Source organism: Rhodococcus sp. KRD197, from assembly GCF_017168235.1.
Lineage (GTDB): Bacteria > Actinomycetota > Actinomycetes > Mycobacteriales > Mycobacteriaceae > Rhodococcoides.
In genome coordinates this window covers 68,764-83,468 of sequence record NZ_JABFAO010000006.1, presented here as the reverse complement: position 1 = coordinate 83,468, position 14,705 = coordinate 68,764, and the positions used below count along the sequence as shown (strand labels likewise).

Here is a 14,705-nt window from a genome sequence, read left to right as displayed (position 1 = left end):
GTGACGTGACTGTGCAGCTCAGGCTGCGAGGGTGGTTGCTGTGCTGTTGGAGACCAGCTCCGCCGCCGAGAGCGCGAACTCACGGTGACCGGTCGGACTGGGATGCAAACCATCCGAGGTCCACATATCGGCGTGCGACCACTGCGGCGATGCAGCGATGTCGAGCAGGAGGGTTCCCGTGCTGCGGGTTACCTCGGCGAGTGCCACGTTCGCTTCGGTGAATCGCTCACGGAGCAATGCCTTGAATCGCTCGGGCACTGGTAGACGCGCCGGGATATCCGGGTAGGTGGCTGTGAACACCGTCGCTCCCCCCGTACGCAACTCGCCGAAGATCGCATGCAGATTGTCCTCGAACCGGCGTCGCTCGTAGTCGCTGACAAGGTCGTTGACTCCGACGACGACGCCGTACAGCGGCGACCGTCCTGCAACAGCATCCGGAATCTGCGTCTCGAGCACGTCGGACGTCGTGGCCCCATGGGTTCCGAAGTTGCGAATTCCTCGGCCACGCATGCCCATTTGACCGGCGAATCGCGGAACCCAACCTCGGTAGCCCCCGCCGTCGATCGGATCTCCCCGGCCTTCGACGAAGCTGTCACCGACAACAGTCAGGCTCGCGAGGCTCATGCCGATGTGAGGTGTCGGTCGCCCAGCGGCAGATTCACTGCGGCGTACAGTTCAGCGAGATTGTCGGGCGCAAAGAAGACCTCGCCCGGGATTCCGCCGGCGATCAAACCGAAGAACTTCTTGGTGTACTCAGGGCTCTTGCTTGCCGCGCGGAAGACCGAATCGTAGTACGGCGTGAGCGAGAGCTCGGAGATGCTGGTGGTCAATTCGTATGTGCCAGCGCTCTGCTCGTCGCGAGTGTTCTGATAGTCCTCGAGCGCGTCGATCATCGGACGCGTACCGCTCAGACCCTCGTGTACGCGCTCGGACAACAGCTCCGCGTACTTGAACGCGTCGGTGATACCCCATCCGGTGAACGGATCCTTGTGGTAGCCGGCATCTCCAACCAATGCCCAGCCCGGGCCGTACGAACGTCGGTAGTAGTTGTCCGGGTACAGCATCGGACGGAACGGCTCTTCTCGAACAGCGCGATCGCGCAGCTCTTCACCGTACTTGGGATCGATGGCATCGACGATTTCCTGGACACCGGCATCGGGGTCGCCGCGGAATTCACTGAACCTGTCACGCTTGCGCATGACAGCGACCAGGCTCAGCCCATCGTTGGTGGGCCACGATGCGAACTGCTGCTCGCCGAATCCTGTGCGGTGGTGCATTCCCCAGTCGATACCCGAGTAGTACGAGTAGTAGATGAAGCAGCCTCCGGGAGAGGTGCGATAGACGTCCGCGCCTACCTTCTTCGCGACGATGGAGTTGGCACCATCCGCGCCGATCACGATCGAGCTACGGAATTCCAGTTCCGGTCCGTTACCCTCGCGTCCGCGAATACCCGCCACTGCGCCGTTGCTCATGACGAGCTCGTCGACGGTGAAGTTCTCGATGACTTCGACGCCTGCTTCGCGGGCCGCGTCGACGAGGATCGAGTCCAAAACCGTACGCCGAGGGCAATACACAGCGTCGATTCCGTCGATCGGATCGGCCATACCATCGAGCGCAATGTCGGTGTACGAGAAGTTCAAGTGGCGGATCGGAGGGCAGCCACTGGCAATCACCTTGTCCAACAACCCCCAGTCCTTCAGACGCGAGAGTCCGGCCTGGTGCACATAGTGGGTCGAGATCACATCACTCGGGAAGGCTGCACGGTCGACAGCGAGAACCCGATACCCTTTTCGTGCCAACAACATTGCCGCTGGCGATCCTGCCACCCTGGCACCCACAACGATGACGTCGTACATCTACGATCCACTCCTCTACATCGGATTCACGAGTCGATATTCGGGCTTGCGGAATCCAGTGTTTCGTCCAGAGCAACAAACCTCCGTGCGAAGAAGGATTCGGCATCAGTCGATCGGTGTCCGCTATTACCCCCGCCGGAGTTCCGCAGATTGTTAACCCAGCGTTCCCGGTGATGACATTTCATAGATGCTTTCGATCTCGACGCGGAACTCCTCGCCGATCGCAGCGCGTTTGAGTTTGAGGGATGGAGTGAGCAATCCATTGTCTACGGTGAAGTCGCGGGGAAGAATTCGGAATTCACGAATTGACTCGGCGCGAGAGACGAGCGAGTTCGCATCGTCGACTGCGTTCTGCAGCTCGGACTCCAGGTACGCGTTGTCCAGCCCGGCCGCGGACGGGTCCAGAGTGATCAGCGCGGACACGAAGGGGCGACCCTCTCCCACGACTATTGCGTTGCCGACCAGGGGATGCAGACGAATTCGATCTTCGAGCGGCGTCGGCGAGACATTCTTTCCGCCCGATGTGACGAGTATCTCCTTCTTGCGTCCCGTGACGCGAAGGTATCCGTCGTCGAGTACTCCGATATCTCCGGTGTGCAGCCACCCTTCGGCGTCGACCGGTGAGCGATCCGCTGCGCTGCCCCAGTACCCGATCGTCACGTTCGCGCCACGGACCAATATCTCTCCGTCGGAAGCGATCGCAACCGTCGTTCCGGGAATGGGGCGCCCGACGGTACCGAGCCGATTGGTCGTCGGTTCGTTCACCGTGACCGCCGTCGCTGATTCTGTCATTCCATAGCAATTGAGAACATCGACGCCGAAACCGGCGTAGAAACCTGCGGTCGAATCGTCGAGGGAAGCCCCTCCGGAGATCACCGAAGTCAGTCGGTCGCCGAGCAGACCGAGTACCGGTCGCGGCGGCTCGGCGGTTGCGGCTTGCACACGCGCATGCAGGAGCGCGAGCCCGTCAGAAACCGCAGCCTGCTCCGCGCCCGGAGCGAGATGAGGGCGGGCCGCCTTCCGAATCTTCTCGAGGGCGTACGGGACCAGAGCCAGGAACGTCGGCCGGATAGCCGGCAGAGACGGAACCATGTCGGGAATCCCAGGTATCAACCATGTGTGAGTGCCACCGATCAGGGTTGCGAACATGATGGTCTGGCCGAACACATGCGCCAAGGGAAGTCCCAATGCCGTGACCGCCTGCTCCTCCGCATCACCGCCGAACATGGCGCCGGTTCGCAGAACAGTGTTCGCCGATGCGGCGTACATGTTGCGATGGCTGATCATGCAGCCTTTGGCAGCCCCCGTGGTCCCGCTGGTGTAGACGATCATCGCGAGGTCCCGGCTGCGGACTGCGGCCATCCGAGTGGCTGGATCGTGGCGCCCCCCGCTCTGAGACCACTGTCCGACGGTGTCGAAGGACCACACGACGTCGGCGCCTGCGTCCATCAGCCTGCCCGCGTCCGCGTCGGACTCGGCTGCGAAGCGTGTGGCACCCGAGTCCGAGACGATGTGCTGGATCTGTTGCGCAGAGGAAGTGGGATACACCGGAACCACGACGGCGCCAACCGACAGCACCGCCAGATCGAGCACGACCCACTCGAGACTCGTTCGCCCGAGGATGGCTACCCGTTCCCCTGCGGACACTCCACTATCGAGGAGCGCCGACGCGAGCGAGCGCACGCGCTCAGCGAGGTCATTGCAGGTCGACGAGCTCAGTGCGTTTGCAGCGCGTAGCGACGGCCTGTCGGGCGTCCGCTCCGCCTTTTCGAAAACAACTGACGCAAGGCTCGAATTCTCGTTCAAATCGACGCCGGGACCTTCGAATGACTGTGTATTCATGTAAATAGATTCAAGACGGTTCCGTCGATTACGGCAATGACGAACCTTCTTGCGTGCCAGTCGAAATTCCTATTCAAACAATCATCCGACAGCTTTTGTGTCGACCATCGGATTCATTTCGTTGCACGGTTCGAGACATTCGAGAAATGAGGCAACAGCCGGATTGATCTCTGCCGCACGCCACACGACGTAAAGATCGATCACAGGGACGGGGTCGAGCAGCTTCACAGGCACCGAGTTGGCTCCGACGGCTCCCATTCCTGCCGATGTGGCGCGAGGAAGCGAGGCGAACCCCACCAACGGTTTCACCGACACCATGTGCGCCGTCGCGCCAGGATCGTCAGCAGTCTGTGCAATCTTCAGCGCGATCTTGTTGTCCGCCGCCGCAGCGAGGATCGAGTCGTACATCGCCGGGCACTGCTCTCGCTCGAACAGCACGCAGGACTGGTTGGCCAGTTCCGCGAACGGCACACCCGGCCGTCCAGCCCACGGATGCCCTTTGCCAACCACTGCGACCAGCGGAACTCGATGCAGAAGGCGTCGGTGACGGAACTCGGAAGTATGCGGATGTCCGTAGACAAGTGCGATATCGAGCTCACCGGTGGACAGTGCGGATACCTGCGGGCCGGTACGCTTCTCCCACAGAGAGACGACGACATCCGGGTGCTCGTTGCTCATCTTCGCCAACGCGTACGGCAGTACATGTCTACTGGCAGGGAAGTTGTACCCGACACTGAGCGTTCCGGATCTGCCTGCCGCGGCCGATTTTGCAATCTGTGCAGCCTTCTCCAGTTGCTGCACTATCAAACGTGCCTGCGATTCGAACTCCTTACCCGCAGACGTCAGTTTGACTTCGTGCGAGCTGCGAGCAACCAACAACACACCGAGGGACTTTTCCAGTTTCTGAAGCTGGGCACTCAGGGACGGTTGAGTCAAATGAAGCCGAGCGGCCGCTCGGCCGAAGTGCAGTTCCTCTGCGATCGTTATGAATGCCGTAAGGTGCCTGAACTCCATGGTGATCTCCCCAATAGTTCCTGTGTGCCACAGTACCGCCGGGAGAAAACAGGGTGTGAACAGAACGAGACTGCCCTCTGCTGGTCCGGTGTCAGCTAAGTCGCCGAGAAGTTCGAAACCTGCTCACACCTCACTCAGCACGACCTTGCCGTCACCGTCGATGCTCCAGCCCGGGTTGTGGCAAATTTCCCAGACGAGACCGTTCGGGTCGGCGAAGTGACCGTGATACCCGCCGAACGCAGCACGCTGGGGTTCCTTGATCACCGTCGCCCCGGCCGTGATCGCGGCGTCGAACACGGCCCGCACCTCTTCCAGGCCATCGACATTGTGTGAGAGAGTCAGCCCGCTCACCATCGCCGGGCCGCCATTGCGTCCGAGATCCTCGGTGAACTTCTGCGCATCGAACAATCCGAGGACCTGTCCGGGCGCCGACTGGAAGAAGATTATCTCGCCTGGCACGTCGAGGAGCGTCGTCCAGCCCAGCCCGTCTCGATAGAAGGCGCGGGCCGCGTCGAGGTCCGGGGTTGCCAGCGTCAGGAAATGAATGCGTTGGTCCACCCACCCATCATGACGGCGAAGGAGCCGGTCTGGCAGGCTTTCATAGTCGAAGACTTCGGAGAGTAGAGGTGGGTGCGTATGCCGCTCGTCGACAATGCCGTCTACGTCGACGGAAAACGTACCGATGACCCACAGGACCTCGAGCACACTTTCGAGGTGCTCCGCGATCGCCACGGCATGGCCTGGATCGGTCTCTACCGACCCTCGGTCGACGAACTCAACTCCGTTGCTGCACAGTTCGCGCTGCACCGCCTCGATGTCGAGGATGCGATCGCGGCCCACCAGCGGCCGAAACTGGAACGTTACGGCGACCAGCTTTTCATCGTCCTCCGCCCCGCGCGATATGTCGACAAGACCGAGAAGGTGGAGTTCAGCGAACTGCACGTCTTCCTCGGACCGGACTTCGTCATCACTATTCGTCACACCGAAGAACCCGAGCTCAGCGGGGTACGAGACCGACTCGAGGCTGCGCCCGAGATTCTGGAACTCGGCACCCACTCCGTTCTGTACGCCATTCTCGACCAAGTGGTCAAGGAGTATGAGCCCGTCGTCGACGGGTTGCAGAACGACATCGACGAGATCGAAGATCAATTGTTCTCGCTCGACCCCGCTGTCTCACGCCGCATCTATACACTCGCGCGGGAAGTGATGGAGTTCCAGCGCTCCACCGGACCGCTCGTGCAGATGATCGAATCGTTGAGGCGCGGCGAGGACAAGCACGAAGTCGAACTTGCGCTGCAGCGCAACCTCCGCGACGTTCTCGACCACTGCATCCACATCGCGGAACGAGTCGAGGCGTTGCGCGCGAACCTGCAGAATGCGCTCTCGGTGAATGCGACATTGGTGGCGCAGCAGCAAAATGAGGAAATGCGCGCGTTGACGCAGGTCAGCATCGACCAGAACGAGCAGGTCAAGCGAATCTCGTCCTGGGGCGGCATCCTGTTCGCCCCGTCCCTGGTCGCCGGGATCTATGGGATGAACTTCCGGCACATGCCCGAGCTGCGATGGTACCTCGGCTACCCGATGGCACTGCTCGTGATGGCGATCTGTTCCAGTGTGCTCTACATCGTATTCAAGCATCAGAAGTGGCTCTGACCCGTCGACTGTCAGGTGCCCTTGAGGTTGAGGATCTGCCGCAGCTCGTGGTCGATCGTCACGAGGTCCACCGCGTCGGCCATGACGACATCGATGCTCTTGTAGGCATCGGGGATCTCGTCGACGAACTCTTCGCCGTCGCGAAATTCGATGCCGACCATGCGGTTTCGCAGATCCTCCACCGTGTACCGCTTTCGCGCCTCGGTCCGCGAGAAGCGCCGACCGGCCCCGTGCGGAGCCGAGCACAATCCAGCTGCACTGCCCTTTCCCGTGACGACGTACGACCGCGTCCCCATCGAACCCGGGATGATCGCCCGCACGCCGTCATGGGCGTCGACGGCGCCCTTGCGCGTCAGCCAGACGTCCTTCTTCCCGTGGCGTTCCCGCACGGTGTAGTTGTGGTGGCAGTTGACCCGCTCCAGCTCGCGATGATCCTCGTCGCCAATCCACTGCGCGAACACCGCACCGAAGCGGTCCATCATCTCGGCCCTGTTCAAGAACGCAAACCTCTGCGCCCACGCCAGATCCTTGATGTACCGGTCGAATTCGACGATGCCCTCGGGCAAGTAGGCGAGATCCTTGTTCGGTAGGTCGATCCACCACTGCGCGCACAACCGCTGTGCGACGGCGATGTGCCGCTGGGCGATCTTGTTCCCCACACCGCGGCTGCCGCTGTGCAAGAACAACCACACTTGATCGGTCTCGTCGAGGCAGAGTTCGATGAAGTGGTTCCCACCGCCCAGCGAACCGAGCTGCTCACGCCACTGAGGCGAATGCCGAAGGTCGACTTCGTCGTTGTTCGCCAACTCCTCCAGCTCGGCCAACTTGGCAGCGGTGAAGCTCCATTCCTCGACGCCGCTGTTGTAGTTTCCGGGCGAGAGCGGAATGCTCTGCTCGAGCGCGAGCCGCAGGTCGGTCAGGTCTCGGCCCTGCACGTCGGACTTCGTGAAACCGGTGTGCACACCGATCATTCCGCAGCCGATGTCCACGCCCACGGCAGCCGGGATCACAGCACCGCGCGTCGGAATGACCGTACCGACGGCGCTGCCCTTACCGCTGTGCGCGTCGGGCATCAATGCCACGTGGGGATGCACGAACGGCATGGACGCGGTCTGCCGCGCCTGCGCGAGTGCCTGGTCGTCGAGATGAGATGCCCAATTGAGCAGCCGCGGGCCCACCTTTGTCGGGGGCATGAGATTTCCCTTCAGCCCCCTCCGCGAGGAGGCGCTATTGGAACAGTCGTTGCACGAACGGAATCGAATCCGCCTGCGATTGCAGCAGCGCGCCGCTGTGGTCCGTCGGATAGGTATGCAGCGTCACGTCTTGCCCGTTCAGCTTCATCTGGGCGACCAGCGAAAGCGCCGAGGGCGCGGGCACATCCACATCTGTCAGACCTTGGCCGATGAACACCGGTCGGTCGTACCCCGAGGTGGGCACGCCCATGTAGTCGTTCACCAGACCGTAGAAGTTCGGAATCTGGTTCAGCGGTCTGGTGAACAGGTCGCCGGAAATCGTTCCTGCGAATTCCTTCTCGCCCTCGACCACACACACCGTTTCCGCGCGGTCGACGAGTTGTCGTCCTTGCTCGGTGAGGTACGAATTCAGATCGATCTCGGGGTGCGCGTATCGGAGCCCGGCCAAGATGTAGAGCAGATAGGTCGTCAGGGCCTCACTTCCGGCGACTGGTAGCACGCCTGGCCCCAACGGCAGCAGAGCCAATTCGATGTTCGCCGGCACCCCGGTACCGACGGCGCCCCGGTAGTCGAGCTCAGGCCCGCCGAATTCCGTCGCGTACCGCGCAGTGGTGATGGCTGCTCCACCGCCCTGCGACTGCCCGACGACAACCCACTTGTTGGACAGCGAATCATCGATGGCGCGTGATGCTTTGACCGAGTCGACGACGCTGTGCGCGGTGGTCTTTCCGTCGAGGTAGGGCATCAGTCCCGGCGTGCCGAGCCCGACGTAGTCCGAGGCCGCGATGGCGTAGCCCTGGCCGAGCCACCCAGCGAGGTACTGACGATCCCGCTCGGGATACGTGGGTCCGATGAGCGAGGGCGCGCAGTGGTCGTCCAAACCGGAGGTCCCGTGGGCCCACCCGATCACCGGCCAACCGCCCTCGGGCGCTGTACCTTCGGGAACGAAATAGGCCCCGGTGCTCAACGCAGGTCGACCGTCGGAACCGATGGTCCAGTACGTGATCCGCTTGGCCTCGGCGGTGCCGGGCAGCCACAGTTGGGGCGCGAGTTCCTCGACGGCGACGACCGTCCCCGGCGTGGTGTCCACCTCGTCTGCTGCAGCAACCGGCGCGCCCAGAACCGATGCACACAGCAGGAGCGCGAGAACGAGCGAGCGGTGACCAATCGACATGCTCGACACAGTAACGCAGCGTAAGGACAGGCGGGTATGGGTTTTTCAGACGCTGGCGCCGAAAATCACGCCCAACAAATATGTCGCGCCGGCAGCACCGTAACCGATCGCCAGCTGACGCAAGGCACGTTTGATCGGCGGGCCGCCGCTGAGCAGCCCCACCACCGTGCCCGTTCCGATCAGGGCGATACCGACGAGCACCGCGGCGACGACGAGTGCAGCAAGACCCTCCATGCCTGCGAGATACGGCAGCACAGGAATGATGGCACCGGAGGCGAAGAAGCAGAAGCTCGCTGTCGCTGCGCCGATCCCGGTGCCGACCGAATCGTGCGCGCCCACCTCTGCGTCCATTGCGTCGTCGGAGGTGAGGTGCTCGAGCACCTCGGAGGCTCTCTCCTCGGCATCGCGCGCGGACATGCCGCGAGCCCGATACACCAGCGCCAGCTCGTTCGCGTCGACGTCGAGGTGTTGAAGTGCCTCCCGAGCCGAACCTGCCGGTGATGAGGCGTCGAGCAGCTCGCGTTGCGATCGCACCGATACGTATTCACCGGCCCCCATCGACAACGCCCCGGCGAGCAGACCGGCAAGACCGGTGATCAACACGACCTGGTTGGAGACGCCGCTGGCGCTGATGCCGAGCACCAGCGCCAGGTTGCTCACGAGGCCGTCGTTGGCGCCGAAGATCGCGGCGCGAAAGTTGCCGGAGAGCCTGATCCGGCCGCGGGTGGCGAGGCCACGTACCACCTCGGCATGGATTTGCTCGTCGGCGATCATCGCCTCGGTGGCGCCTGCATCCACCGAATACGGTGAGCGGGATTCTGCGCGCTGCGCGAGTGCCAAGACGAACACCGAACCGAATCGCCGGGCGAGCACACCGAGCATTCGAGTCCGAAGACTGCCCTTGAGCGGCATGCCCACCCGATCGCCGAGCAGCCGTCGCCAATGTTCTTCGTGGCGGCCCTCCGCGTCGGCGAGGGCCAGCAGGATGTCTCGCTCTTCTCCCCTGCGACGACCGGCCAGATCGCGATAGACCGCGGCCTCGGCTCGTTCGTCGGCGAGGTAGCGCCGCCAGCGTTTGACGTCCGAGGCCGACGGGGCCGTTTCGCTCATCGACTCAACCTACCGTCGCGCCTCCCCTATGTGCGTGGAAGTACATAGCGGGCTATGTACTTCCACGCACATGCGGGGGAGCCGCTCAGCTGGGGTCGTACGCGCCCGTCTGCACGGCCTTGACCAGTCGGCGCGGCACGCGGAACTCCTGCCCGCCGACTCTGACGGTCACCAGATCCGGTGCAACGGCTTTCCACTGCGCCCGACGGCTACGGGTATTGGAACGCGACATCTTCCGCTTCGGAACAGCCATGACTCTACGATTCCTTCCGGGCGCGACGCCCGTAGCGCTTCTCGAACTTTTCCACGCGTCCCTGCGTATCCATGATGCGGCTGGCGCCGGTCCAGAACGGATGCGATTCGCTGGTGACGTCGACGATCACGAGCGGGTAGGTATTGCCGTCCTCCCATTCGATCTCGCGGGTCGCGGTGATGGTGGACCGGGTGAGGAACTTGGTTCCGGTGCCCGCGTCCTGGAAGACCACCGGGTGGTAGTCGGGATGGATTCCTGCCTTCATTCTGTTGCCTCTCTTTTCACGTCGGAGTACGGAGATTCCGTTGTCTCGCAGGGATCTTCGTGCCATTGACCGAACGGGTCGGTCCAGTTCGCCCAGGCATCGCGGTCGCGCATTTCGTCGTCGGATACCAGCGCCCACTGCAGCGTGCGGTCGATCTCGGACGGGTCGGCGGCGTGGACGAGGATGACGAGGGAGGTGTCGCGGTCGCCGAACTCGTCGTCCCAACGCAGGGCCGCCATCGCGCGGCGCGCGGTGTCGACGCCGTCCTGTTCCTCGGGTGCCATTGCGGCCAGCCACTTTCCGGCGCTCGCCACCCGCAGTCCGCCACCGGCCGATTCGATCCACAGCGCTTCGTCGGGCTGCGTCGCCACCCATACGCGTCCACGCGTGGTCACGACGCCGTCGAGTAGTACATCGATGGCCTCGTGCAGTCGCTCTGGATGGAACGGCCGGACGGCGGTGAATTCGACGATGCTCACGCCACAGTCCGAGGTCAGCGGTGGCTGGCCGCGTAGCAGCGGGGAGTGCGCGTCGGTGATCTCTCCGCGTCGGGCGTCGAACGGGATCGCGGCGATCAGCGCCTCGGCGTCGACCCGGTCGGTCGGCGACGCCCAAGCTGTCGGGGCTCCGGGCGCGAGGCGGGTGAGCACGGCAGCGAGTTTGGCCCGCTCCCAGCTTTCGACGTCCGGACCTGCCGTTACGACGAGGGCGTCGGCGTAGTCGACCTGCCCCACCACCAACTGGGCGACGGTTCGATCGTCGTCACCGCTGGCCACGATCCCCCGGTCGGCGAGCGCGTCGTCACCGGTCGCATCTGCGAGCCAGGTCGCCGCGTCGAGGCAGTCGACGACGGCCTCGATGCGGACGTCGCGCGAGGCGGAACCGTCGACCTGGCCGACGACTCCGGCGACGACCACGTTCTCGATCGCCCAGCACAGCGCCTCCGGTTCGAGCGCCGGATCCATCGCGATCACGATCCGCTGGACCGAACTGCGGGCCGCGAGCTTGCGCAGGAGGGGAAGCAGGTCCTCGCGCAGTGTGCACGAGACACAGCCGTGCGCGAGTTCGAGGATCGTTTCCCGCGGGGCCTCCTCTGCCATGTGGAGGGTTCTGCGGACTACACCCTCGTACACCTGGCCGAGATCGTGCCGCAGGGACACCGTGCCCGGGGTTCGAAGCGAGTCGACCACCGCATCCATGGCGCCCGACTAGCCGGACACGAGTACGAGCGGCGTGCGGCCGTCCACGGGGAGATTCACGAGCACCCTTCTTTCGACAACGATTGTCATTCCTTCCGAAAGCACGCTACATTCGAAACAGCGCTTTGTCGAAAACGATTGTCATGTCAGCAAGAGAGGAGCCCGCATGTCCGCGCACTGCCAGGTGACGGGGAGAAAGCCGGGATTCGGTAAGTCCGTCTCGCACTCCCACGTCAGGACCAGCCGACGCTGGGATCCGAACATCCAGAAGAAGACGTACTTCGTGCCCAGCCTCGGACGCCGCGTCACGTTGACGCTGTCCGCAAAAGGAATCAAGACCATCGACCGCGACGGCATCGACGCCATCGTCGCCAAGCTGGTCGCCAGAGGGGAGAAGCTCTGATGGGCAAGAGCACCGACGTTCGCCCGATCATCAAACTCAAGTCGACCGCCGGCACCGGGTACACGTACGTGACCAGGAAGAACCGTCGCAACGACCCAGACCGTCTGGTCATGAAGAAGTACGACCCCGTCGTGCGCAAGCACGTAGATTTCCGAGAAGAGCGGTAAATGGCCAAGAAGTCGAAGATCGCGAAGAACGAGCAGCGCAAACTCGTCGTCGCACGCTGGGCCGAGCGCCGGAGCGAGCTGAAAGAGACCATCCGCAAGCCCTCGACGCCCGATTCCGAGCGCGCGGCGGCGCAGGCGGCACTGCAGCGTCTACCGCGCGACGCCAGTCCGGTACGATTGCGCAATCGAGACGCCGCGGATGGACGTCCGCGTGGCCACCTCCGGAAATTCGGACTCTCTCGCGTGAAAATGCGCGAGATGGCTCACCGGGGCGAGCTCCCAGGCGTCCACAAGTCGAGCTGGTAAGGAACAGGAACGAAGATGGCAGTAAAGAGAGCACCGTCGAAGAAGGTTCGCGCCGAGGCCGGTCGTCGGCCGAAGAAGAACCCGTTGAACGCCGCCAAGGTCACCACGGTGGACTACAAGGACATCAACCTTCTTCGTCAGTTCATTTCCGACCGCGGCAAGATCCGCAGCCGCCGCGTCACCGGACTCACCCCGCAGCAGCAGCGCCAGGTCGCCGTTGCCGTGAAGAACGCTCGGGAAATGGCACTCTTGCCGTTCACCAGCCGCTAGAACTCTCCAACCAAGAAGGCCACGCATATCGAATGCGTGGCCTTTTTGGGTGCGGACTAGAGTAAGTCGGTCGCTGTCGTCCACCCGAAGAATCGAGAACCTGAGGCTTCATGACCGGTGTTCTCGAAGGCTTCACGGTCATCTTCGTCGTCATCGCCCTCGGTTACCTGCTCGCCCGCTTCGAGGTCCTCGGCGAGCACGGCCAGTTCGTCCTGAGCCGCCTCGTCTTCTTCGTCGCGACGCCTGCCCTGCTGTTCGTCACCCTCGGCACCTCCGACCTCTCGGTCATCCTGTCCCCGATACTCGTCATCGCAGGCACGACAGCACTGATGGTCGGCGCGATCCACTTCCTCATCGCCAAGCTCCTGCTCGATCGAGCTGTGCCCGAGGCGACCATCGGCGGACTCGCCGCGTCCTACGTCAACGCCGCCAACCTCGGCATCCCCATCGCCGTCTACGTTCTCGGCGACGCCACCTTCGTCGCACCCCTGCTGCTGTTCCAGATCATGATTTACTCGCCTATCGCCCTGACCATTCTGGACCTGTCGACCCAGGGCAAGAAAGCATCGATCCGCAATATCGTCGTCACCCCGTTCACCAACCCGATCGTGCTCGCCGGGGCAGCGGGGCTGGCACTGTCCATCAGCGGACTCACCCTGCCCGACGCACTGATGCAGCCCTTCGAACTCGTCGGAGGCGCTGCCGTCCCCGGCGCGTTGCTCGCGTTCGGACTCTCGCTGTACGGCACGCGGGTGCTGCAGAGAGGTGTCAGCCCACGCCGCGACGTCGCACTCGCCTCGACCCTCAAGATGGTGCTGCAACCGCTGCTCGGATTCTCCATGGCTCTCGCAATGGGTCTGGAAGGGCAGCAGTTGTTCGCCATCACCGTGATCTCCGCGCTCCCGACGGCGCAGAACGTGTTCGTCTTCGCCAGCCGCTACAACCGAGGAGTCGTACTCGCCCGTGACACCGCATTCGTCACCACCCTCGTCTCGGTCCCGGTGATCGCAGCGGTGTCACTGTTGCTCGCCTGAAACCGGTCGGTGTGTTAAGACTTCATTGCGCAGCTCCGTTGATTCGATGGGAAAGCGGCAGCTGCTCGAGCTCCTGACGACCGAAGCAATGGCATCATGCGCGTGACGCGCCGGTAACACTGCAGTGTTGCAATTGCAATTGGCAACGCCGCCCAACCGAGAACACGCCGCGCTAATGCAGCTCGAGGAGCTCGACATGCATCAACCGACAGCGACCGCTACAACACGTCATCCCAGATCTGTGGGCGGCTCAGCGGGCAGTCGCCAGAAGTCGACACGAATTGTGCATCAGCTGCTCCGCTCATCCATCAAGAGCGGAGTACTTCAGACCGGTGACATGCTCAGCGAGGAGCATTTGATCACCAACCTCGACTCGACACGGTCGTCGATTCGCACGGCGCTGCAGATGCTCGCGGACGAGGGATTGGTCAGCAGGCAGCGAAAAATGGGCACCGTCGTGCGAAGTCGGCCTGTTCAACTTCGCATGCACGACGTCATCGCTACCGGTTCGTCCACCCCGATCGAGTACGAACGCATCAACGAGCACACGATCCCCACCACAGGGCTGATCCGGGAGCGGCTCGAGACCGAGCTAGAGCGCGTCAGGATGCTCGAATTCATCATGCGCGTCGACGGCACGCCGATAGGTACGCTGACAGCGTTTCAAATCGATCCGAATGCTCTTGCACCAGTACACCTGGAAGCAGCGGCGTCCATCTCGGAAGTGTTCGAAGCCGAGTACGACGCGCCGTTCGGCAAGATGGACTGCTGGATCGACGCCGTACCCGCAGACGAGCGGACCGCGCGCATGTTGAACGTCCCCACCAACGCCATACTGCTCGTGCGAGACCAAGTACTCATGGATGCACACGGTTACGTACACGAGTTCGGCTACGCCCACTACCGAGCCGACATGGTCTCGTTCTATTCATCCCCGTGAAACGGCCAGTGCGTGGAAAACCCGAC

General features: G+C 62.9%; 18 protein-coding genes. 7 read left to right on the top strand and 11 right to left on the bottom strand.

Features of this window, described 5'->3' with window-relative positions; all coding sequences use genetic code 11:
• Window positions 1-18 precede the first annotated feature (18 nt).
• The 5 genes from J1M86_RS12790 to J1M86_RS12770 all read right to left on the bottom strand — a co-directional run bounded on the left by J1M86_RS12790 (window position 19) and on the right by J1M86_RS12770 (window position 5,270).
• Window positions 19-624: an SGNH/GDSL hydrolase family protein gene (locus J1M86_RS12790; protein WP_075837264.1), complete on the bottom strand. Its 606-nt coding sequence runs from the start codon at window positions 622-624 to the stop codon at window positions 19-21.
• On the bottom strand, window positions 621-1,856 hold the full coding sequence (locus J1M86_RS12785; RefSeq protein WP_206510159.1) for an NAD(P)/FAD-dependent oxidoreductase: 1,236 nt from the start codon (window positions 1,854-1,856) through the stop codon (window positions 621-623). Before J1M86_RS12785 ends, J1M86_RS12790 begins: the two co-directional genes overlap by 4 nt.
• Before the next feature lie 153 nt (window positions 1,857-2,009).
• On the bottom strand, window positions 2,010-3,698 hold the full coding sequence (locus J1M86_RS12780; RefSeq protein ID WP_206510158.1) for a long-chain fatty acid--CoA ligase: 1,689 nt from the start codon (window positions 3,696-3,698) through the stop codon (window positions 2,010-2,012).
• An 81-nt stretch (window positions 3,699-3,779) separates the two neighbouring features.
• Window positions 3,780-4,712 (bottom strand): LysR family transcriptional regulator, encoded by a 933-nt coding sequence (locus J1M86_RS12775; RefSeq protein WP_206510157.1) that lies wholly within the window; start codon window positions 4,710-4,712, stop codon window positions 3,780-3,782.
• Between the two features lie 123 nt (window positions 4,713-4,835).
• Entirely contained in the window at window positions 4,836-5,270 is a 435-nt protein-coding gene (locus J1M86_RS12770; protein ID WP_206510156.1) for a VOC family protein, read from the bottom strand.
• A 78-nt stretch (window positions 5,271-5,348) separates the two neighbouring features.
• On the opposite strand from J1M86_RS12770, the gene J1M86_RS12765 reads away from it, so the two are divergent.
• On the top strand, window positions 5,349-6,365 hold the full coding sequence (locus tag J1M86_RS12765; RefSeq protein WP_075837267.1) for a magnesium and cobalt transport protein CorA: 1,017 nt from the start codon (window positions 5,349-5,351) through the stop codon (window positions 6,363-6,365).
• 11 nt (window positions 6,366-6,376) lie between these two features.
• On the opposite strand, the gene J1M86_RS12760 is transcribed toward J1M86_RS12765, so the two are convergent.
• The 6 genes from J1M86_RS12760 to J1M86_RS12735 form a co-directional block, all read right to left on the bottom strand.
• Window positions 6,377-7,558, bottom strand: coding sequence for an RtcB family protein (locus tag J1M86_RS12760; RefSeq protein ID WP_206510155.1), 1,182 nt, complete (start codon window positions 7,556-7,558; stop codon window positions 6,377-6,379).
• A gap of 34 nt (window positions 7,559-7,592) precedes the next feature.
• Window positions 7,593-8,732 (bottom strand): lipase family protein, encoded by a 1,140-nt coding sequence (locus J1M86_RS12755; protein WP_206510154.1) that lies wholly within the window; start codon window positions 8,730-8,732, stop codon window positions 7,593-7,595.
• A 45-nt stretch (window positions 8,733-8,777) separates the two neighbouring features.
• Window positions 8,778-9,842, bottom strand: coding sequence for a VIT1/CCC1 family protein (locus J1M86_RS12750; RefSeq protein ID WP_075837269.1), 1,065 nt, complete (start codon window positions 9,840-9,842; stop codon window positions 8,778-8,780).
• Window positions 9,843-9,927: 85 nt separating this feature from the next.
• A complete protein-coding gene (gene rpmF / locus J1M86_RS12745; protein ID WP_075837270.1) occupies window positions 9,928-10,095 on the bottom strand; it encodes a 50S ribosomal protein L32 in 168 nt (55 codons plus the stop codon).
• Window positions 10,096-10,099: 4 nt separating this feature from the next.
• Entirely contained in the window at window positions 10,100-10,360 is a 261-nt protein-coding gene (locus tag J1M86_RS12740) for a type B 50S ribosomal protein L31 (RefSeq protein ID WP_075837271.1), read from the bottom strand.
• Window positions 10,357-11,559, bottom strand: a complete 1,203-nt coding sequence (locus J1M86_RS12735) for a GTP-binding protein (RefSeq protein WP_241260026.1) — start codon at window positions 11,557-11,559, stop codon at window positions 10,357-10,359. Before J1M86_RS12735 ends, J1M86_RS12740 begins: the two co-directional genes overlap by 4 nt.
• Window positions 11,560-11,725: 166 nt before the next feature.
• On the opposite strand from J1M86_RS12735, the gene rpmB reads away from it, so the two are divergent.
• From rpmB to J1M86_RS12705, 6 genes are all read left to right on the top strand, one after another.
• Entirely contained in the window at window positions 11,726-11,962 is a 237-nt protein-coding gene (gene rpmB, locus J1M86_RS12730) for a 50S ribosomal protein L28 (RefSeq protein WP_075837272.1), read from the top strand.
• The gene (gene rpmG, locus J1M86_RS12725; protein WP_187346656.1) at window positions 11,959-12,129 is read left to right on the top strand and encodes a 50S ribosomal protein L33; all 171 of its coding nucleotides are present in this window, start codon (window positions 11,959-11,961) and stop codon (window positions 12,127-12,129) included. The genes rpmB and rpmG overlap by 4 nt, the downstream gene beginning before the upstream one ends.
• Window positions 12,130-12,435, top strand: coding sequence for a 30S ribosomal protein S14 (gene rpsN, locus J1M86_RS12720; RefSeq protein ID WP_075837274.1), 306 nt, complete (start codon window positions 12,130-12,132; stop codon window positions 12,433-12,435).
• A gap of 15 nt (window positions 12,436-12,450) precedes the next feature.
• Complete coding sequence (gene rpsR, locus J1M86_RS12715) at window positions 12,451-12,705, top strand: 30S ribosomal protein S18 (RefSeq protein ID WP_008719028.1); 255 nt, start codon at window positions 12,451-12,453, stop codon at window positions 12,703-12,705.
• Between the two features lie 110 nt (window positions 12,706-12,815).
• Complete coding sequence (locus tag J1M86_RS12710; RefSeq protein ID WP_206510153.1) at window positions 12,816-13,739, top strand: AEC family transporter; 924 nt, start codon at window positions 12,816-12,818, stop codon at window positions 13,737-13,739.
• 196 nt (window positions 13,740-13,935) lie between these two features.
• Window positions 13,936-14,679, top strand: coding sequence for a GntR family transcriptional regulator (locus tag J1M86_RS12705; RefSeq protein WP_206510152.1), 744 nt, complete (start codon window positions 13,936-13,938; stop codon window positions 14,677-14,679).
• Window positions 14,680-14,705 lie beyond the last annotated feature (26 nt).

Bases quoted from the DNA above. Each gene is read 5' to 3' on its own strand.
- rpsR (WP_008719028.1), top strand. From the start codon at position 12,451: ATGGCAGTAAAGAGAGCACCGTCGAAGAAGGTTCGCGCCGAGGCCGGT.
- J1M86_RS12740 (WP_075837271.1), bottom strand. From the start codon at position 10,360: ATGAAGGCAGGAATCCATCCCGACTACCACCCGGTGGTCTTCCAGGAC.
- J1M86_RS12780 (WP_206510158.1), bottom strand. From the start codon at position 3,698: ATGAATACACAGTCATTCGAAGGTCCCGGCGTCGATTTGAACGAGAAT.
- J1M86_RS12775 (WP_206510157.1), bottom strand. From the start codon at position 4,712: ATGGAGTTCAGGCACCTTACGGCATTCATAACGATCGCAGAGGAACTG.
- J1M86_RS12735 (WP_241260026.1), bottom strand. From the start codon at position 11,559: ATGGATGCGGTGGTCGACTCGCTTCGAACCCCGGGCACGGTGTCCCTG.
- J1M86_RS12710 (WP_206510153.1), top strand. From the start codon at position 12,816: ATGACCGGTGTTCTCGAAGGCTTCACGGTCATCTTCGTCGTCATCGCC.
- J1M86_RS12755 (WP_206510154.1), bottom strand. From the start codon at position 8,732: ATGTCGATTGGTCACCGCTCGCTCGTTCTCGCGCTCCTGCTGTGTGCA.
- J1M86_RS12785 (WP_206510159.1), bottom strand. From the start codon at position 1,856: ATGTACGACGTCATCGTTGTGGGTGCCAGGGTGGCAGGATCGCCAGCG.
- J1M86_RS12765 (WP_075837267.1), top strand. From the start codon at position 5,349: ATGCCGCTCGTCGACAATGCCGTCTACGTCGACGGAAAACGTACCGAT.
- J1M86_RS12760 (WP_206510155.1), bottom strand. From the start codon at position 7,558: ATGCCCCCGACAAAGGTGGGCCCGCGGCTGCTCAATTGGGCATCTCAT.
- rpmF (WP_075837270.1), bottom strand. From the start codon at position 10,095: ATGGCTGTTCCGAAGCGGAAGATGTCGCGTTCCAATACCCGTAGCCGT.
- rpmB (WP_075837272.1), top strand. From the start codon at position 11,726: ATGTCCGCGCACTGCCAGGTGACGGGGAGAAAGCCGGGATTCGGTAAG.
- J1M86_RS12705 (WP_206510152.1), top strand. From the start codon at position 13,936: ATGCATCAACCGACAGCGACCGCTACAACACGTCATCCCAGATCTGTG.
- rpsN (WP_075837274.1), top strand. From the start codon at position 12,130: ATGGCCAAGAAGTCGAAGATCGCGAAGAACGAGCAGCGCAAACTCGTC.
- J1M86_RS12750 (WP_075837269.1), bottom strand. From the start codon at position 9,842: ATGAGCGAAACGGCCCCGTCGGCCTCGGACGTCAAACGCTGGCGGCGC.
- J1M86_RS12790 (WP_075837264.1), bottom strand. From the start codon at position 624: ATGAGCCTCGCGAGCCTGACTGTTGTCGGTGACAGCTTCGTCGAAGGC.